At 57.7% G+C, this 18,331-nt stretch carries 17 protein-coding genes; 3 read left to right on the forward strand and 14 right to left on the reverse strand.

Features of this window, described 5'->3' with window-relative positions:
• Positions 1-30: 30 nt before the first annotated feature.
• From ACTV8E_RS10540 to ACTV8E_RS10555, 4 genes are all read right to left on the reverse strand, one after another.
• Positions 31-387, reverse strand: a complete 357-nt coding sequence (locus ACTV8E_RS10540) for a restriction endonuclease (RefSeq protein ID WP_443199578.1) — start codon at positions 385-387, stop codon at positions 31-33.
• Between the two features lie 295 nt (positions 388-682).
• Complete coding sequence (locus ACTV8E_RS10545) at positions 683-973, reverse strand: hypothetical protein (RefSeq protein ID WP_443199480.1); 291 nt, start codon at positions 971-973, stop codon at positions 683-685.
• 73 nt (positions 974-1,046) lie between these two features.
• A complete protein-coding gene (locus ACTV8E_RS10550; RefSeq protein ID WP_443199481.1) occupies positions 1,047-1,601 on the reverse strand; it encodes a hypothetical protein in 555 nt (184 codons plus the stop codon).
• Positions 1,602-1,711: 110 nt separating this feature from the next.
• Positions 1,712-2,224 (reverse strand): hypothetical protein, encoded by a 513-nt coding sequence (locus ACTV8E_RS10555; RefSeq protein WP_443199482.1) that lies wholly within the window; start codon positions 2,222-2,224, stop codon positions 1,712-1,714.
• A 272-nt stretch (positions 2,225-2,496) separates the two neighbouring features.
• Here ACTV8E_RS10555 and ACTV8E_RS10560 point away from each other — a divergent pair, with 272 nt between their 5' ends.
• A complete protein-coding gene (locus ACTV8E_RS10560) occupies positions 2,497-3,462 on the forward strand; it encodes an integron integrase (RefSeq protein WP_443199483.1) in 966 nt (321 codons plus the stop codon).
• Positions 3,463-3,772: 310 nt separating this feature from the next.
• Here ACTV8E_RS10560 and sthA read toward each other — a convergent pair whose 3' ends face one another.
• The 10 genes from sthA to ACTV8E_RS10610 form a co-directional block, all read right to left on the reverse strand.
• The gene (gene sthA / locus ACTV8E_RS10565; protein ID WP_251835318.1) at positions 3,773-5,167 is read right to left on the reverse strand and encodes a Si-specific NAD(P)(+) transhydrogenase; all 1,395 of its coding nucleotides are present in this window, start codon (positions 5,165-5,167) and stop codon (positions 3,773-3,775) included.
• A gap of 137 nt (positions 5,168-5,304) precedes the next feature.
• Positions 5,305-5,535, reverse strand: coding sequence for a (Na+)-NQR maturation NqrM (nqrM, locus tag ACTV8E_RS10570; RefSeq protein ID WP_251835317.1), 231 nt, complete (start codon positions 5,533-5,535; stop codon positions 5,305-5,307).
• Positions 5,532-6,563, reverse strand: a complete 1,032-nt coding sequence (locus tag ACTV8E_RS10575; protein WP_251835316.1) for an FAD:protein FMN transferase — start codon at positions 6,561-6,563, stop codon at positions 5,532-5,534. Before ACTV8E_RS10575 ends, nqrM begins: the two co-directional genes overlap by 4 nt.
• Position 6,564: 1 nt before the next feature.
• Complete coding sequence (gene nqrF / locus ACTV8E_RS10580; RefSeq protein ID WP_251835315.1) at positions 6,565-7,788, reverse strand: NADH:ubiquinone reductase (Na(+)-transporting) subunit F; 1,224 nt, start codon at positions 7,786-7,788, stop codon at positions 6,565-6,567.
• A 13-nt stretch (positions 7,789-7,801) separates the two neighbouring features.
• Positions 7,802-8,410, reverse strand: coding sequence for an NADH:ubiquinone reductase (Na(+)-transporting) subunit E (gene nqrE, locus ACTV8E_RS10585; RefSeq protein ID WP_251835314.1), 609 nt, complete (start codon positions 8,408-8,410; stop codon positions 7,802-7,804).
• Positions 8,410-9,084, reverse strand: coding sequence for an NADH:ubiquinone reductase (Na(+)-transporting) subunit D (locus tag ACTV8E_RS10590; protein WP_251835313.1), 675 nt, complete (start codon positions 9,082-9,084; stop codon positions 8,410-8,412). Before ACTV8E_RS10590 ends, nqrE begins: the two co-directional genes overlap by 1 nt.
• Positions 9,081-9,869, reverse strand: a complete 789-nt coding sequence (locus ACTV8E_RS10595; RefSeq protein ID WP_251835312.1) for a Na(+)-translocating NADH-quinone reductase subunit C — start codon at positions 9,867-9,869, stop codon at positions 9,081-9,083. Before ACTV8E_RS10595 ends, ACTV8E_RS10590 begins: the two co-directional genes overlap by 4 nt.
• A complete protein-coding gene (locus ACTV8E_RS10600; RefSeq protein ID WP_251835311.1) occupies positions 9,862-11,073 on the reverse strand; it encodes an NADH:ubiquinone reductase (Na(+)-transporting) subunit B in 1,212 nt (403 codons plus the stop codon). Before ACTV8E_RS10600 ends, ACTV8E_RS10595 begins: the two co-directional genes overlap by 8 nt.
• 2 nt (positions 11,074-11,075) lie before the next feature.
• Positions 11,076-12,413, reverse strand: coding sequence for a Na(+)-translocating NADH-quinone reductase subunit A (locus tag ACTV8E_RS10605; protein WP_443199484.1), 1,338 nt, complete (start codon positions 12,411-12,413; stop codon positions 11,076-11,078).
• Positions 12,414-12,714: 301 nt separating this feature from the next.
• Entirely contained in the window at positions 12,715-14,181 is a 1,467-nt protein-coding gene (locus tag ACTV8E_RS10610) for a glyceraldehyde-3-phosphate dehydrogenase (RefSeq protein ID WP_251835375.1), read from the reverse strand.
• Positions 14,182-14,329: 148 nt separating this feature from the next.
• On the opposite strand from ACTV8E_RS10610, the gene mfd reads away from it, so the two are divergent.
• Together mfd and ACTV8E_RS10620 are read left to right on the forward strand one after the other, a co-directional pair.
• Positions 14,330-17,770 (forward strand): transcription-repair coupling factor, encoded by a 3,441-nt coding sequence (gene mfd / locus ACTV8E_RS10615; RefSeq protein ID WP_443199485.1) that lies wholly within the window; start codon positions 14,330-14,332, stop codon positions 17,768-17,770.
• A 12-nt stretch (positions 17,771-17,782) separates the two neighbouring features.
• A complete protein-coding gene (locus ACTV8E_RS10620) occupies positions 17,783-18,307 on the forward strand; it encodes a CsiV family protein (protein ID WP_251835308.1) in 525 nt (174 codons plus the stop codon).
• The last annotated feature ends 24 nt before the right edge of the window (positions 18,308-18,331 follow it).

Consider the following 18,331-nt stretch of genomic DNA (forward strand, 5'->3'; position numbering starts at 1 on the left):
GTGAGCGAAGCGAACAACTTGAATTACTAGTTAGGAGCACATTGCACCTATTCTCTGAAGCTCCTCAACCGTAAGCTTCAGTGCGCTCATGTTTATATTGCCAGTGTCGTTCTCATGAATATGCCACGCCATGAATTTTGGGAGGTTTAACCAAGTTGGCGGTTCCACGGGGATTGCTGAGCGAGTTTGGTAGGATGCGCTGCCGCTTGTGACGCGTATTAAGGCTATGCCATGAGCTTTAGCATATTTTATAGCCCCAGACTGGAACCCCGTGGTTGTGAACAGCATTCCCTTGTGCGCCCCAAGAGATCTGACTTTGTCATGAAGAACTTGGACCGTTTCTCTCTCTATTGGCGATGAGTACTTCTTGCACTCGATGAGAACAATAAACTCTGCCCCGCCAAACGCTTGGAATTAGCTAACACATCTATTTGATATGTGGAGTCGTGAGCTTCCAGCTTGGCATCGTGAGTAACCTCCAGCGAGGTTAAGCCACCACCTTCTTTCGTAACTCCAATTTTTTACGAATAGCTCGAACTCTTTTGGAGAGATATCAAGTTCGCTGTGTGTAGATGGTGGGATCACGCGATAAGTCCTGTGCTTCTAACGATTAGCTAACAGGCGAGCAAAAGCGCAGCTTTTGCGAGTCCAGTGAGCGGAGCGAACGATGTTGAGCGCATGGTTATACGGCAGCTAACGCTGAAACTGCGACCATAAGACCAAGCTCGGAATCTATATATTCTTCGATCCAATTCTTCGGGTCGCCTAGGTATGAATATTTCAGGTTCGGATATTGCTCTTGATAGCTCCTATGAAAGCGCTTAGACAGCCAAACATTGGCTTCCCTCATAGGCCAGCCGCTTGATATTTCAGCAACTGAATTACCACATGAAAGCTCTACATCCAAAAGCTCTTTTAGCGGCCCTTGAACTCTAGGAAGTATTTCTTTCAGGTCGTACTCGGATATCTTCATGGCGTATAACGTTTGGTTAAGGGGCGGGCTTTAGCCCGTCCCAGTGAGCGAAGCGAGCGAGTTGAACCAGTTGTTATGTGGCACTTACGCCGCTTATTTTTGATATGAAAAAAAGGAGTTGCTCGTATAGCTTTCTGTGTTCTTCTAATATGATTTCATAGGCTGTTACAGTTTCTAGATCTTCGTAGAAAACTTGGTGATGGATGTTGCTGCTAATTTGTTTATGATGATTTAGTGAGGCTAGTAGCTCAGCACCTATCAGGGGACCGTAAACATTAAGCACATAGTTTGTTTTCTCTTTTAGTTTGCTCCAGTCATGATTTTTTAATGTGACTTGTTCCTCTGGGTGGCAGTGACGATTATGGATTTCGGTTTCTGTGGCTTCGATAGCTTCAGATAGCGAGTGCGTAAGATCAAGAAGGACACCTTTGTTCATTTCCCATATTCGATCAATTCTTTGCTTCTTTTGCGAATCAAAATGAATCCAGGTGGCGGTCAATGTTGCGGCGGCAATAAATATATTGGTGACAACTGACATGTCAATTTTCACTTCAAATATCGTCAGTGTTGAAAAAATCACCATGGATAAAAATAATCCAACGATTGCTCCTAGTAAAAAATTAAACACACACCCTCCATTTTGTGTGACACATAACGCCAGCAATAAACGGCGCCCTGACAAGGGCGTCCGGTGGAGGCCGTAGGCCGGAACGAATTTGATTGCCTTGTTACATGCTTTCAGGATGCCATCTTTAAGCCCGCATTAAAGAACGCAAACATGATCCCAGTAGACAAGATTGCAGCCAGAGCGTAGAAAGCGCCATGACACTTAGTAAAATGGGTGATAAATCGTATTAAAGATACACAGCCCAGCACGATGGCAGCGATAAACAACGCGGCGATGTAGAAAGCCGCCAACACGCCGCCAAAACTTTCAAACACCTGTTTACCAGTAAAAATCAGAAGTGTTGCCAGAAAAGATGCCAACGCCTGATCACTTAGGAATCCTGAAATTGCCGAAAAAGTAAATTTTGAGTCCTTATCAGGCAGATCTAAAAATATTTTGAACGTCTCATTGGAAACCCCTTCCGCCTTTTTCGTTAGGTACGGTAGAGACACCAGAACCAAGCCAATGAGATCCATGAAGACGATCATGAAGTAGATCTCTTCTGTTACTGCTCCACCATCGTAAACCCCTCTGAAGAACAGGTAATTTAGATAGCAGAAAAAACCAAAAAAGAGCACAGCCACACTGGACTCGAACAACCCGTATTCGCCTATCAACTTCCTTCGCACGTTTCCTCCATGTACATGTAACAGTGATTAGATGGACCTCCATCGTAACGAATAACGATGGAGGTCTACATAACTCCGCCTTCAGCCATCCATGGCCCTAAGAAATCTCCTTGAAAATCAATCAGATCCGCCAACCCCTCCTCTGCATCCCGTATTCGCTTGACCGCGGTCTAACCCTCAGCTAAACCACTGTACAAAAATACAGCCATTACTTCTTTGGAGCCATCATGGACAGGGCAGCTCCCCAACCGCGTCTTCAAGAGCAGTTCCAGGCGGTGATGCGTCTGCACCACTACAGCATCCGTACCGAGCAGGCGTACTGGTACTGGATTCGCTTCTACATTCGCTTTCACCGGATGCGCCACCCTCGGGAGATGGGGGCTGCGCAGGTGAATGCTTTCCTTAGCTGGCTGGCGACCCACCGTAGGGTTGCTGCGGCAACTCAAAACCTGGCGCTGAATTCGCTGGTGTTTCTATATGCGAAAGTGCTGCAGCAGCCCCTGGGGGAAATAGGCGAGGTGGTGCGGGTCAAGCGTCCCCCACGCATTCCCGTAGTGCTGACCCACGCAGAGGCCATGGAGATCATCGGGTTGCTGGGTAAGCCACATCGTTTGCTGGCCTCGTTGATGTACGGCGCCGGGCTTCGGGTTGTTGAAGCAACGCGCCTGCGCATCAAAGACGTGGATTTTGACCGGCAGATCCTCACCGTTCGTGACGGCAAGGGCGCCAAGGATCGCACAACACTTCTGCCCGCCTCCCTGATTGAGCCTCTGCAGGATCGTAAACAACGCATGCTGAAGGCTTGGCAGGACGGCGAGTCCTTTTACAAGGCCGGTGTCAGCTTGCCTTTTGCCTTGGCGCGCAAATATCCAGGCGCACCGGTCGCCTTCGAATGGCAATGGTTCTTTCCTTCCACGACGCTATCCCAAAACAGCGAGGGCACCGCCGTGCGGCACCATATTCACATCTCCGCTGTACTAAAGGCGGTTAGGTTTGCGGTGCGCAAATCCTCAGTACGCAAGCCAGCCAGCTGCCATACGTTCCGCCATACCTTTGCGACCGAGTTGCTGCGCCGTGGCAGCGATATTCGTACGGTGCAGACGTTGCTTGGCCATGCCGACGTGCGCACTACACAGATCTATACCCACGTGCTCGGCCAGGGCTTCGCCGGTGTGCAAAGCCCGCTGGGCTGAGTACGGGCACGCTACCGCCCTCTCCAGCCTGTGAAGATTCCCTATTATCAGCCCCACTCCAGGTGAGCCTTTTCGGCAGCTTACGGCGAAGTGCCAGCATCGACAAGCGGACGCAGGGAGACCTTCGTAGGGCGTCAGCACCCTCCGCAAACCAAAACGCCGGGCCGCATGATCATGCAGGCCCGGCGTTTTGGTTGTGACTTACCCTAGAAACTACCTGATTACAGACTTTCCCGATTTGGCCAGCGCCAGGCTCGGGAGTTGCTGAATGGGTCCTCCCCGCCCGGTTCAGGCCACCGGGCGGACCCGCTCAAAAAAGCCGGTTGAGGCCGTCGAAGGTGGCGACGCGGTAGGCTTCGGCCATGGTCGGATAGTTGAAGGTGGTGTTGATGAAATACTTGATGGTATTCGCCTCGCCCTTCTGGTTCATGATCGCCTGACCGATGTGGACGATTTCCGACGCCTGATAGCCGAAGCAATGCACACCGAGCACTGCCAGGGTTTCGCGGTGGAAGAGGATCTTCAGCATACCCACCGGTTCGTAGGAAATCTGCGCACGGGCCATGCCCTTGAAGAACGCCTTGCCCACTTCGTATGGCACCTTGGCCTGGGTCAGCTCACGCTCGGTTTTACCAATCGAGCTGATTTCCGGAATACTGTAGATACCGGTCGGCACGTCATCGACGAAGCGCCAGGTGTCGTTATCAGAGATGCTGCCGGCAGCCGAACGCCCCTGGTCAAAGGCGGCACTGGCCAGGCTGGGCCAGCCGATCACATCGCCCGCGGCATAGATGTTCGGCACGGCGGTGCGGTAATACTCATCCACCTGTACCTGACCACGGCCATTGGCCTTCAAGCCGACGTTCTCCAGGGCCAGTTTGTCGGTGTTGCCGGTACGCCCGTTGCTCCACAAGAAGGCGTCGGCCTTGATCTTCTTGCCGGATTTCAGGTGCAGGATCACCCCGTTGTCCACGCCTTCGACGCGCTCGTACTCTTCGTTGTGACGAATGATCACGTTATTGGTGCGCAGGTGATAACTCAGCGCATCGGAGATTTCATCGTCGAGGAAGTTGAGCAACTGGTCGCGGTTGTCGATCAGGTCGACCAGCACGCCCAGGCCGCTGAAAATCGAGGCGTACTCGGTGCCAATCACCCCAGCGCCATAGATGATGATGCGACGCGGCGTGTGGGTCAGGCTGAGGATGGTGTCGCTGTCGTAGATGCGCGGGTGGTTGAAGTCGACATCCGCCGGACGGTAAGGGCGCGAACCCGTGGCAATGACGATGTCCTTGGCCACCAGTTTTTCCACCGCGCCATTGAGCATCACCACTTCGACGCTGCGCTCGTCAGCAAAGCTGGCGGTGCCGAAGTATGTGTCGATGCGGTTGCGGGCGTAGTAGCCGGTGCGCGAGCTGACCTGCTTGCTGATTACCCGCTCGGCGCTTTTCAGCACGTCGGGGAATGAGAACCAGCGCGGATCGCCAATCTGGCGAAACAGCGGGTTGTTGTTGTACTGCATGATCTGGCGCACCGAATGACGCAGCGCCTTGGAGGGAATGGTCCCCAAATGAGTGCAATTGCCGCCCACTTGCGGGCGATCATCAACCACAGCGACCTTGCGTCCCGCCTTGACGGCGTTGATTGCCGCACCTTCGCCCGCCGGGCCGGAACCCAGCACCACTACGTCGTAGTTATAGACCGCCATGTTTACTCCTTTAGAACGAGCCACAGGCATCACGTGCGCCTGCGGCAAAAGCGGGTGCCTACGCGGCGGCCCGCTTGGATCGATCCCGGCCGCGCCGGGGGCAAGGCCGGCGCTGCGCACGCCGGCAGATTGATCTGTCAGCGTTTGGTGCTCGCGTCGTAGGCCAGGTTCTGACCGTCGACGCTAGTGTCGGAATTCACTTCTTCGCATTTCTGCCGGTCGCCGCCGCAGATCGAGCATTCCTTCTCGATCCCCAGGTTGGCGATCCCGCCGCAAGATCCGGCGAGGGGTTTACGGCCGGCGATCACGCCAATGGCCATCCCCAGCACGACCAGCAGCAAAACGGCGAATGTCACGAGCCAGGTCATGGCTGTTCTCCTTGCGTTGGGAACAACGCGTCGAATGCGGCTGTGCTGTGGCTGACGAAGCCATTCTCGTCACGTACGACAAACAGCGCCGCGATTTTTTCGGCCTCGGCGAACGCCAGGCCTTGCTCGGGGCCGAGGACCATCAACACAGTAGACAAGCCATCGGCCTGCATGGCTGAGTTATCCAATACCGTGACAGCCGCGAGCTTATGGTTTATCGGCGCGGCACGTCGAGGATCAAGGGTGTGCGAGTAACGCTGGCCATCCTGCTCGAAATAGTTGCGGTAATCGCCGGAGGTGGACACGCCCAGACCATCCAGTTGGATAATCTGCTGTGCCACGCGCCCTTCGCTTTGCGGCGCCTCGATGGCGATCCGCCAGGGCGAACCGTCAGGCTTGCGCCCTTCGGCCTTGAGCTCGCCGGTGACTTCCACCAGGTAGCTGCTCACCCCCAGCTGCTGCAGACGCGCGGCGATACGATCGACCGTATACCCAGCGGCAATACTGTTGAAATCGACTTGGATGCCATCACGATCCTTGCACAGTTGACCGTCACGAACCTGTAGACGTTGGTAGCCATACTCGGCACGCACGGCGGTCAATCCGTCAGCACTGGGAATCCGCTGGCCGCGTGATTGCGGTCCGAATCCCCAAAGATTGAGAAGAGGCTCGATCGTCAGGTCGAAGGCACCCTCGCTGCGCCGGGCCAGTTGTTCGCCGTAGCGCACCAGCTCCAGCACCGGCTCGGGCATGGGCTGGCAGCCCGCCGCGGCCTGGTTGAAGCCTTCAATCAGCGAATCGCTGCGGTAGGTGGACATCTGCAGATCGACCTCGGCCAGAATCGCCTCGACTTCTGCTTGGGCCTTCACTACGTCCGGCGCACCGGCAGCACGCACATACTTGATCGTATAGGTGCTGCCCATGGTCGGGCCCATGAAGGTTTCCAGTGTCTCATCAGAAAACCAGCAGCCCGCCAGGGCTGCCACCGAAGTGACAACCATGACGGGCCGAAGGAAGCTCAAGCGCATGCTAGCCGCCAAAGTCATCGAGCAGGATATTCTCCGGTTCGACGCCCAGGTCGGTGAGCATCTTGATGACCGAGGCGTTCATCATCGGCGGGCCGCACATGTAGAACTCGCAATCCTCGGGAGCCGGGTGGCTCTTGAGGTAGTTCTCGTACAGCACGTTGTGGATGAAGCCGGTCGGGCCGTCCCAGTTGTCTTCCGCTTGCGGGTCGGACAGCGCCAGATGCCATTCGAAGTTATCGTTCTTGGCCTGTAGCTGGTCGTACTCGTCGACATAGAACGCCTCGCGCAACGAGCGCGCGCCGTACCAGAAGCTGATCTTGCGCGTGGATTTCAGGCGCAGCAGCTGATCCATGATATGCGAGCGCATCGGCGCCATACCGGCCCCGCCGCCGATGAAGACCATTTCCGCGTCTGTCTCTTTGGCGAAGAAGTCGCCAAAGGGGCCATACACGGTGACCTTGTCACCCGGCTTGAGGTTGAAGACGTAGGAAGACATCACGCCCGGCGGAATGGTGTCGTCCTTGGGGGGCGGCGTAGCAATACGGATATTGAACTTAACGATGCCCTTTTCTTCCGGGTAGTTCGCCATGGAATAGGCCCGGATGACCGGTTCATCAACCTTGGACACGTAGCGCCACATGTCGAACTTGTCCCAGTCGCCGCGATATTCCTCCTGAATATCGAAATCCTTGTAATTGACCACATGCGGCGGACATTCCAGCTGCACGTAACCGCCGGCGCGGAAGTTCACGTCTTCGCCTTCCGGCAGGCGCAGGGTCAGCTCTTTGATGAAGGTGGCGACGTTGGGGTTGGACTCCACCGTGCATTCCCACTTTTTCACACCGAAGATTTCTTCCGGTACTTCGATCCTCATGTTCTGCTTGACCGGGGCCTGGCAGGAAAGACGCCAGCCTTCTCCGGCCTCACGACGAGTGAAGTGCGACTCCTCGGTGGGCAGCATCTCCCCACCGCCACTTGTAACGATGCATTTGCACTGCGCGCATGTACCGCCGCCGCCACAGGCCGAGGAGAGGAAAATATTATTAGCCGCCAGGGTTTGCAGCAGCTTGCCGCCCGCAGCGACCGTAATGGTCTTCTCGCCGTTGATCTCGATCGTCACATCGCCACTGGAAACCAGCTTGGCGCGTGCGATCAGAATCATTACCACCAAGGCCAACACGATGGCGGTAAACATGCCGATGGCCAGGAAAATTTCGTAAGTCATGTTTATCCCGTCCTTACAGCTGTACGCCAGAGAAAGACATGAAACCCAGCGACATCAAACCGATGGTGATGAAGGTGATACCCAATCCCTGCAGCCCCCCGGGTACGTCACTGTATTTCAGTTTCTCGCGGATACCTGCCAGCAATGCAATGGCCAATGCCCAGGAAATCCCCGAACCAAAGCCATACACCACGCTTTCGCTGAAGTTGTAATCACGTTCAACCATGAACAGCGTGCCGCCCATGATCGCGCAGTTAACCGTGATCAGCGGCAGAAACACGCCCAGGGCGTTGTACAGACTGGGAACGTACTTATCGAGCAGCATCTCCATGATCTGCACGATGGCGGCGATCACACCGATGTAGCTGAGCAGACCGAGGAAGCTCAGGTCTACCTCGGGCAGGCCAGCCCAGGCCAGCGCGCCATCCTTGAGCAGGTAGGCGTAGATCAGGTTATTGGCAGGAACCGTGATGGCTTGTACAACAACCACCGCAATGCCCAGCCCGATGGCAGTTTCCACCTTCTTGGAAATGGCGATGAAGGTGCACATGCCCAAGAAGAACGCCAGGGCCATGTTCTCGACGAATACGGCCTTCACGAACAGGCTGATGTAATGTTCCATTAGTAAGCCTCCTTGTTAGAGACTTGCGGCGCCATCTTGAAGTCTGGCTTTTCCACTTGGTCTCGCTTCCAGCTACGCAGCCCCCAGATGAACAAACCGATCAGGAAGAACGCCGAAGGCGGCAGCAGCAGCATGCCGTTGGGCAGATACCAGCCACCGTCGTTGACCACCGGGATGATGACGTAGCCCATCAGGGTACCGGAGCCGAACAGCTCACGAATGATGCCCAGTGCAATCAACATGATGCTGTAACCCAGACCGTTACCGATGCCGTCAAAAAACGACAGCACGGGCGGATTCTGCATGGCAAAGGCTTCGGCGCGCCCCATCACGATGCAGTTGGTGATGATCAGGCCGACGAACACCGAGAGCTGCTTGCTCAGCGCATAGGCATAGGCTTTGAGTACCTGATCCACCACGATCACCAACGAGGCAATGATCACCATCTGCACGATCATGCGGATCGAGCTGGGGATCTGGCTACGGATCATCGAGATGAACATGCTCGAAAACGCGGTAACCAGAGTCAGCGCAATCGACATGACCAGGGCGGTTTTCAGGTTCGAGGTAACCGCCAGGGCCGAGCAAATACCAAGGATCTGCAGCCCAATGGGGTTGTTGTTGAAGATCGGATTGAAAACGACTTCTTTGATAGTGGGTTGCGACATGTTCACGCCTCCCCAGCGCGCAGCTTGGCGAGGAACGGACCAAAGCCCTTTTCGCCGAGCCAGAAATGCAACAGGTTATTCACGCCGTTACTGGTCAGGGTCGCCCCGGCCAGGCCATCGACCTGATGAACTGCCTCGGGGTTCTGCTGGTCCACGTTGCCTTTGATGATCTGAATATCAACACTGCCATCCGCGTCGAACAGCTGCTTGCCCGTCCACAACCCGCGCCATTTCGGGTTGTCGACTTCGCCGCCCAGACCCGGCGTCTCAGCATGCTGATAGAAGCCAAAACCTTGCACTGTGTTCAAGTCGCCCTTGAGCGCCATGAAGCCATGCAGGGTCGACCACAGGCCGTAGCCCCGCACCGGAAGCACCAGGGTTTCCAGCTCACCGTTGGTTTCCACCATATAGACGGTGGTGAAGTGCTCGCGACGCTTGATCGAAGCGATGTCCTCTTTGCCCGACAGCGCGTCCGACAATGCCGGATCCTTGGATGCGACCAGGGCATCGAACGTGGCCGGATCATGGGCATCGCTGAAAGTGCCGGTCTGCAGATCGACGACTTTCGCCACGATACGCTCGGCATACAGCGCCTTGATCTGGCTGCCGCTCATTCCGGCCTCACCCAGACCGGCAATGGCCAAGATGCTGCGCTGCTTATCGAGCTGACGGTTCTCAATCTGCGTCGGACGCAATGCCACGGCGGCACCCGCAACGAACACCGAACAAACCAGGCAAACCAGTAGCGCCACAAGCAATGTGCGCGAGGTCGATTCTTTTTGACTAGACATTACGCGCCAGCCTCCGCTTGATATTGGACTGCACCACAAAATGGTCGATCAGCGGTGCGCACAGGTTGGCGAACAGAATCGCCAGCATCATGCCTTCCGGGAAGGCGGGATTGACCACACGGATCAACACGACCATCACGCCGATCAGAGCACCGAATACCCATTTGCCGGTGTTGGTCATCGAGGCCGATACCGGATCAGTGGCCATGAAGATCATGCCGAAGGCAAAGCCGCCGGTGACCATGTGCCAATACCAGGGCGTCGAGAACATCGGGTTGGTATCGGAACCGATGACATTGAACAGGCTGCTCAGGGCGATCATGCCGAGCATCACCCCAGCGACGATGCGCCAGGAGGCGATCTTGGTTAGCAGCAATACCGCGCCGCCGATGAAGATGGCCAGGGTGCTGGTCTCACCGATGGAGCCATGCATGGTGCCAATGAAGGCATCCATCCAGTTCAGTCCGCTGGCGACCAGACCTTCGATACCACCTGCTGCCGTGACGCTCAGCGCTGTGGCCCCGGCGAAACCGTCCACTGCGGTCCAGACCGCATCACCGGAAATCTGCGCCGGATAGGCGAAGAACAGAAATGCGCGGCCAGTCAGCGCCGGGTTCAGGAAGTTCTTGCCAGTACCACCGAACACTTCCTTGCCCAGTACCACACCGAAGCTGATACCCAGCGCCACTTGCCACAGCGGAATGCTCGCCGGCAGGATCAGGGCGAAGAGCACCGAGGTGACGAAGAAACCTTCGTTGACCTCATGACGACGGATGGACGCAAACAGAACTTCCCAGAAGCCGCCGACGATGAAGGTCACCGCGTAAATCGGCAGGAAGTAGGCGGCGCCCTGGATGAAGTTGTCCCACAGGCTGTTCGGGTCGAATCCAGCCAAGGCACCGATCAGGCCAAAACGCCAGCCATCCTGCGCAGCCAGCAGCTCGGGGCTCTGGGCGAAAATCAGGTTGGCCTGGTAGCCCGTATTCCACATGCCGAAGAACATCGCCGGGAAGGTACACAGCCACACGGTGATCATCATGCGCTTGAGGTCGATGCCATCACGCACGTGTGCCGTGGTCTTGGTTACGCTGCCGGGGCGATAGAGAAAAGTGTCCACCGCCTCGTAGAGGGCGTACCACTTCTCGTACTTGCCGCCTTTTTCAAAGTTATGCTCGATCTTGTCGAGAAATGCGCGAATACCCATGATCAGCCCTCCATCTCAATGCGGGTCAGGTTGTCCCGCAGGATCGGACCGTATTCATACTTGCCGGCACAGACGTAGCTGCACAAGGCGAGATCTTCTTCATCGAGTTCCAGACAACCGAGCTTCTGGGCCATTTCGGTGTCGCCGACGATCAGCGAGCGCAACAGCTGAGTGGCCAGGATATCCAGCGGCATGACTTCTTCATAATTTCCAACCGGCACCATGGCGCGCGGACTGCCATTGGTGGAGGTTGAGAAAGCGAACTGCTTGGCGCCCATCAGCTTGGAGATGAAAATGTTCAACACCGAGTGTTTTTCTACTCCCGCGCGCAGGTAATGCATCAGCTCGCGCTCCTTGCCTTCATGCAAGCAGGACACTTGCACGTGATAACGGCCCAAAAAGGCGTAGGCACCATGGGCGGTGCGTCCACCGAACACCGAGCCGGAGATCACGCGGTTATTACCCGGCTGCAGCTCACCCGCGCTCAGCTCGTCGAGATTGGCGCCCAAGCGGGTGCGTAGCAGACGCGGCTGTTCGACCACCGGACCGCCCAGGGCGACGATACGCTCGACCCACAGGCGTCCTGTGGTGAACAGCTTGCCGATGGCAATCACATCCTGATACCCGATGGACCAGACGCTCTTGCTGGCACTCACCGGATCGAGAAAATGGATATGGGTACCGGCCAGACCGGCCGGATGCGGGCCGGCAAAGCTTTCGCTGTGCACATTGGCCTGGCCTTCGCCGGGCAATTGCACGCCTTCGGCCTTGCACAGGAACACTTTGGCAAGACGCGCCAGCACCTTCAGCCCCGCCTCGAAGTCATTCGCCTGTTCGGCGATGACTACCTGCGGATCGGCCGACAGCGGATGGGTATCCAAGGCGGTCACGAAAATCGAACTGGGCGCCGCATCAATGGCGGGTACCTTGCTGTACGGACGCGTACGCAGTGCGGTCCACAGGCCGGACTGCTGCAGGTTTTCGCGCACCTGCTGATCACTCAACGTTTCCAGTTCAGCAGCCGGATACTGGGTAAACGTGATTTCGTCATCGCCTTCAAGGTCAATGACCACCGATTGCAGAACACGCTTTTCGCCGCGATGGATGGCACTGACCACCCCAGCACCCGGCGCGGTGAACAAAACGCCTGGCGTTTTCTTGTCGGCGAACAATACTTGTCCCAGTTTGACCCGATCCCCAACTTGAACGTCCATGCTCGGCTTCATGCCGGGGTAATCGGGCCCTATGACAGCAACGCTGCGCACCAGCCGTCCCGCTTCTATACGTTGCGTTGGTGCACCCGTTATGGGCAAATCAAGCCCATGGTTTATTTTGATCATAGGACTGCCTAATCACTTATTCGAATGCTGTTCCGGAACCGACGAACTAGCCCATGGTCGCATTGCATGCAGCGACCCTTTGTTGCACGCGACATTGTGACGCGGTTCCATGTAAAAAATCCGCCCGATTATAGAGTTAGGGCCCTTGAGTGGCCACCGAAGACTCGCTGTTTTTTTTGACCAAAAACAAGTCGGCGCCTTGAATGACCATTAACTGCCACCCCTATTTGCAACAATTTTTTTCAAACACCACAATGAAAAACGGGAGCCGAAGCTCCCGTTTTTTTCTTAGCCGAATGGCTTAGCGTGGAAACGCCGGCGGATTGACGCCAGCCATATCTTCCATCACGCGCACCACCTGGCAGCTATAACCGAACTCGTTGTCGTACCACACGTACAGCACAACGCGGTTGTCGTTACAGATGGTGGCTTCCGCATCGACCACACCCGCATGGCGCGAGCCAACGAAGTCGGTGGACACCACTTCCTGGGACTGCACGAAGTCGATCTGCTTTTGCAGGTCCGAGTGCATGGCCATCTGGCGCAGGTATTCGTTGATCTCTTCGCGCGAGGTGGCCTTTTCCAGGTTCAGGTTAAGGATGGCCATGGACACGTTCGGCGTCGGCACGCGGATGGCGTTGCCGGTCAGCTTGCCTTTGAGCACCGGCAGCGCCTTGGCAGCAGCCGTCGCAGCACCGGTCTCGGTGATGACCATGTTCAGCGCAGCACTGCGACCACGACGACTGCCCTTGTGGAAGTTGTCGATCAGGTTCTGGTCGTTGGTGTAGGAGTGAACGGTTTCCACGTGACCATTGATGATGCCGTACTGATCATTAACCGCCTTGAGCACCGGCACGATGGCGTTGGTGGTGCAGGACGCCGCGGATACGATCTTGTCGTCTGCAGTGATCTCGCCATGGTTGATGCCATGCACGATATTCTTCAGCGCGCCCTTGCCGGGCGCCGTCAGCACAACACGATCAATGCCCGGGCACTTCAGGTGCTGGGCCAGGCCTTCGGCATCACGCCACCTACCGGTATTGTCCACCAGCAGCGCGTCTTTGATACCGTACTGGGTGTAATCCACCGATGCCGGATCGTTGGAGTAGATCATCTGGATCAGGTTGCCGTTGGCCGTCAGGGTGCTGTTTTCTTCATCGATGGTGATGGTGCCGTCGAACGGACCATGCACCGAATCGCGACGCAGCAGGCTGGCACGCTTGACCAGGTCGTTATCAGCACCCTTGCGCACGACGATGGCGCGCAGACGCAAGCCGTCGCCCGCGCCCGTCTTTTCGATCAGGATCCGCGCCAGCAGACGACCGATACGCCCAAAACCGTACAGGACCACATCCGTGCCCTGTCCGTGATTAACACTCTGCTTACCGGCTACGCTTTCCAGCTCGTCACGCACGAACTGCTCGAGGGCACGCCCGTTGCCGTCGGTCTTGAACTTGGAAACCATCTTGCCCAGGTCGACCGAGGCCGCACCCAGGCTCAGCTCGCTCATGGTCTTGAGGATCGTGTAGCTGTCATGCACCGACAGCTCTTCGTCACCGGCCATGCGGTGACGGGCGAAGCGATGAGCCTTGAGAATCGAGATTACCGAGCGATTGATCAGGCCACGGCCGTAGATCGAAGTCACCACATTGTTGTTGCGGTAGAGCTGGCCAATCAGCGGAATCATCGCTTCCGCGAGGGCTTCACGATCGATCCACTCACCAAGACACTGGTCGGGCTTCTGGGTCACGGGCAGTACCTTCCACATGTAGGGGCTGAAAAAAGGGGCTACATTATCGGCGCGCAGCGCACATGCGGCAAGCATAAGACAGTCGCCGCGCATCTGCCTCACTTCTGGCGAGCCTCTGCCCACCCCGTTACAATCAGCACCTTTTCGTCATCACCACGAGCCGCCCGTGCCTGTATTGCGTCTTCCGACCCTGCCCACCACGGCGGGCAAACAACACTGGGGCAACCTGCCTGGCGCCGCGCTGTCACTGGCCATCGCCGAGGCGGCCAGCCAGGCCAAACGCTTCACCCTGCTGGTGACCGCCGACAGCCAGAGCGCCGAACGCCTCAAGGAAGAACTGGCGTTCTTCGCGCCAACCCTGCCGGTTCTGCATTTTCCCGACTGGGAAACCCTGCCCTACGATGTGTTCTCGCCCCACCAGGACATCATCTCCCAGCGCATCGCCAGCCTGTATCGCCTGCCGGACATCGATCATGGCGTGCTGGTGGTGCCGATCAACACCGCCCTGCACCGCCTGGCGCCGACGCATTTTCTGCTCGGTCGCAGCCTGGTGCTGGATGTCGGCCAGAAACTCATTGTCGACGAAATGCGCGTGCGCCTGGAGGCAGCCGGATATCGGCGCGTGGAAACGGTTTATGAACACGGCGAGTTCGCCGTGCGCGGCGCCTTACTGGACCTGTTCCCCATGGGCAGCGAAGTGCCCTACCGCATCGACTTGTTCGATGACGAGATCGAAACCCTGCGCACCTTCGACCCGGAAACCCAACGTTCGGTGGACAAGGTCGATTCGATTCGCCTGCTGCCGGCCCGCGAGTTCCCGCTGGACAAGAAGACCATCGGCGATTTCCGCGGCCGTTTCCGCGAGCGCTTCGACGTGGATTTTCGCCGCTGCCCGATCTATCAGGATCTGACTACCGGTATCACCCCGGCCGGCATTGAGTATTACCTGCCGCTGTTTTTCGACGAAACCGCCACGCTGTTCGATTACCTGCCCCAAGACACCCAGGTGTTTTCCCTGCCTGGCGTCGAACAGGCGGCCGAGCAGTTCTGGCATGACGTGCGCAACCGCTACGAAGACCGCCGCGTCGATCCCGAACGCCCGATCCTTGCCCCGGCGGAACTGTTCCTGCCGGTGGAGGACTGTTTCGCCCGACTAAAGGTCTGGCCACGGGTCACCGTCAGCCAGGACGATGTAAAGCCCGGCGTCGGCCGTGAACGCTTCGCCGCGCTGCCGCTGCCGGACCTGGCACTGCAAAGCAAGGCCGCCGAGCCGTTGGCGGCGCTGCGCCGCTTCATCGAGGAATATCCGGGCCGCATTCTGTTCGGCGCCGAATCTGCCGGGCGGCGTGAAGTACTGCTGGAGCTGCTTGCCCGCCTCAAGCTAAAACCTCAGGAAATCGGCGGCTGGAGCGAATTCGTCAACGGCACCGCTCGGCTGGCCATCTGTATCGCCCCGCTCGATGAAGGCCTGCTGCTCGACGAGCTGGCTCTGATTCCAGAAAGCCCGCTGTTCGGCCAGCGCGTGATGCAACGCCGGCGCCGGGAAAAAACCCGTGACAGCGGCGAGAACGTCATCAAGCACCTCACTGAGCTGCGCGAAGGCGCGCCGGTGGTGCATCTCGACCATGGTGTGGGTCGCTATCTGGGCTTGATGACGCTGGATTTCGACGGCCAGCCCAATGAATTCCTGACTCTGCAGTACGCCGATGACGCCAAGCTCTACGTGCCTGTGTCCAGCCTGCACCTGATTGCGCGCTACACCGGCAGCGACGACGCCTTGGCCCCCCTGCACCGTCTCGGCTCGGAAACCTGGCAAAAGGCCAAACGCAAGGCCGCCGAACAGGTGCGCGATGTCGCCGCCGAACTGCTGGATATCTATGCCCGCCGCGCCGCGCGCAAAGGCTTTGCGTTCAAGGACCCACAAGCGGATTACGAAACCTTCAGCGCAGCCTTCCCGTTCGAGGAAACCGTCGACCAGCAAACCGCCATCGACGCCGTGCGCGCCGACATGCTTTCCGCCCAACCGATGGACCGCCTGATTTGCGGCGACGTCGGCTTTGGCAAGACCGAAGTGGCCATGCGCGCCGCGTTCATTGCCGTGCACAGCGGCAAGCAAGTGGCGGTACTGGTGCCCACCACCTTGCTGGCCGAGCAGCATTACAACAGCTTCCGCGACCGTTTTGCCGACTGGCCGGTGACGGTCGAGGTGATGAGTCGCTTCAAGTCGACCAAGGAAGTGGAAAGCGCTACGCAACAGCTGGCCGACGGCAAACTGGACATCGTCATCGGCACTCACAAGCTGCTGCAGGATGATGTCAAATTCAACAACCTCGGCCTGGTCATCATCGACGAGGAACACCGCTTCGGCGTGCGCCAGAAGGAAAAGCTCAAGGCGCTGCGCAGCGAGGTGGACGTGTTGACGCTGACCGCTACGCCCATTCCGCGCACCCTGAACATGGCCGTAGCCGGTATGCGCGACCTGTCGATCATCGCCACCCCGCCGGCACGCCGGCTGTCGGTGCGCACCTTCGTCATGGAACGCCACTCGGCGGTAATCAAGGAAGCCCTGCTGCGTGAATTGCTGCGCGGCGGCCAGGTCTACTACCTGCACAATGATGTGAAAACCATCGAGAAATGTGCCGCCGAGCTGGCCGAACTAGTGCCCGAGGCACGCATCGGCATTGGTCACGGGCAGTTGCGCGAACGCGAACTCGAACAGGTGATGAGCGACTTCTACCACAAGCGCTTCAACGTGCTGGTGGCCTCGACCATCATCGAAACCGGCATCGACGTGCCCAGCGCCAACACCATTCTGATTGAGCGCGCCGACAAATTCGGCCTGGCCCAGCTGCACCAGCTGCGCGGTCGCGTCGGACGCAGTCACCACCAGGCCTACGCCTACCTGCTGACGCCGACACGCAAGTCCATGACCGATGATGCGCAGAAGCGCCTGGAAGCCATTGCCAATGCCCAGGACCTGGGCGCCGGCTTCGTGCTGGCCACTCATGACCTGGAAATACGCGGCGCCGGCGAACTGCTCGGCGAAGGCCAGAGCGGGCAGATCCAGGCTGTCGGCTTCACGCTGTACATGGAAATGCTCGAGCGTGCGGTCAAGGCGATTCAGAAAGGCGAGCAACCAAACCTGGATCAACCCCTGGCCAGCGGCGCGGAAATCAACCTTCGCGTGCCGGCGCTGATTCCCGAGGACTACCTGCCCGACGTCCATGCGCGGCTTATCCTCTACAAGCGCATCGCCTCGGCCGAGGATGAGGACGCCCTGAAGGAACTGCAGGTGGAAATGATTGATCGCTTCGGCCTGCTCCCCGAACCCACCAAGCACCTGGTACGCCTGACGCTGCTCAAACTGCAAGCCGAGCAGTTGGGTATCGTCAAGATTGACGTGGGGCCACAGGGCGGACGCATCGAATTCGCGGCCACGACGTGCGTCGATCCACTGACGCTAATCAAGCTGATCCAAAGCCAACCGAAACGCTACAAGTTTGAAGGCGCTACGCTGTTCAAATTCCAAGTGCCAATGGAACGCCCGGAAGACCGCTTCAACACCTTGGAGGCGCTGCTGGAGCGCCTCGCCCCCCAACCTGCTTGAAGGACTCGCACCATGCGCCTGCTTCGCCACTTCGCCCTGCTGCTGGCCCTACTCTCGCCGCTGGCCGGCGCCGAAACCGCCCGCTTCCAGATCGAGACGATCCTGTTCCGCCAAGGCGAGCCGATTATTGCCGGACAGACGGCGCCGGATGACTGGGCCAATGGCGCTCCGACCAAGGCCAGCGACAGCTTCAGCGCGAAACACCTCAATGACGAAGCCAGCAAACTGACCCCCGCCAACGGCTATCAGGTGCTACTGCACCAGGCCTGGCAGCAGACACTGAGTGAAACGCCCGTGAAAGTCGCTTTAAGCGAAGGTGCCGAGCAGTTCGGCCATTTCCCGGTACAAGGCACCTTGCGCCTCAAGTTTGACCGCTTGATCGACATGCAGGCTGACCTCTGGGTCAACCGCCTGGAAGACGGTCATCCCCTGGAAAGCGAGCATCTCCAGCAAAAACGTCGCCTGAAACCTGGCGAGCTAACCTTTATCGACAACACCAGCCTGGGGCTGCTCATCCGGGTCACACCACTGCAGTAATGCGGAGTTCCGGCGGGTTGCCCG

The sequence above is a fragment of the Pseudomonas sp. B392_1p genome, assembly GCF_052245235.1.
GTDB lineage: Bacteria > Pseudomonadota > Gammaproteobacteria > Pseudomonadales > Pseudomonadaceae > Serpens > Serpens gallinarum.

Excerpts from the sequence above, each read along its gene's own strand:
- ACTV8E_RS10600 (WP_251835311.1), bottom strand. The coding sequence starts at position 11,073 with ATGGGTATTCGCGCATTTCTCGACAAGATCGAGCATAACTTTGAAAAA.
- ACTV8E_RS10575 (WP_251835316.1), bottom strand. The coding sequence starts at position 6,563 with ATGCGCTTGAGCTTCCTTCGGCCCGTCATGGTTGTCACTTCGGTGGCA.
- sthA (WP_251835318.1), bottom strand. The coding sequence starts at position 5,167 with ATGGCGGTCTATAACTACGACGTAGTGGTGCTGGGTTCCGGCCCGGCG.
- ACTV8E_RS10610 (WP_251835375.1), bottom strand. The coding sequence starts at position 14,181 with ATGTGGAAGGTACTGCCCGTGACCCAGAAGCCCGACCAGTGTCTTGGT.
- ACTV8E_RS10560 (WP_443199483.1), top strand. The coding sequence starts at position 2,497 with ATGGACAGGGCAGCTCCCCAACCGCGTCTTCAAGAGCAGTTCCAGGCG.
- ACTV8E_RS10595 (WP_251835312.1), bottom strand. The coding sequence starts at position 9,869 with ATGTCTAGTCAAAAAGAATCGACCTCGCGCACATTGCTTGTGGCGCTA.
- nqrF (WP_251835315.1), bottom strand. The coding sequence starts at position 7,788 with ATGACTTACGAAATTTTCCTGGCCATCGGCATGTTTACCGCCATCGTG.
- ACTV8E_RS10545 (WP_443199480.1), bottom strand. The coding sequence starts at position 973 with ATGAAGATATCCGAGTACGACCTGAAAGAAATACTTCCTAGAGTTCAA.
- nqrM (WP_251835317.1), bottom strand. The coding sequence starts at position 5,535 with ATGACCTGGCTCGTGACATTCGCCGTTTTGCTGCTGGTCGTGCTGGGG.
- ACTV8E_RS10620 (WP_251835308.1), top strand. The coding sequence starts at position 17,783 with ATGCGCCTGCTTCGCCACTTCGCCCTGCTGCTGGCCCTACTCTCGCCG.
- ACTV8E_RS10605 (WP_443199484.1), bottom strand. The coding sequence starts at position 12,413 with ATGATCAAAATAAACCATGGGCTTGATTTGCCCATAACGGGTGCACCA.
- nqrE (WP_251835314.1), bottom strand. The coding sequence starts at position 8,410 with ATGGAACATTACATCAGCCTGTTCGTGAAGGCCGTATTCGTCGAGAAC.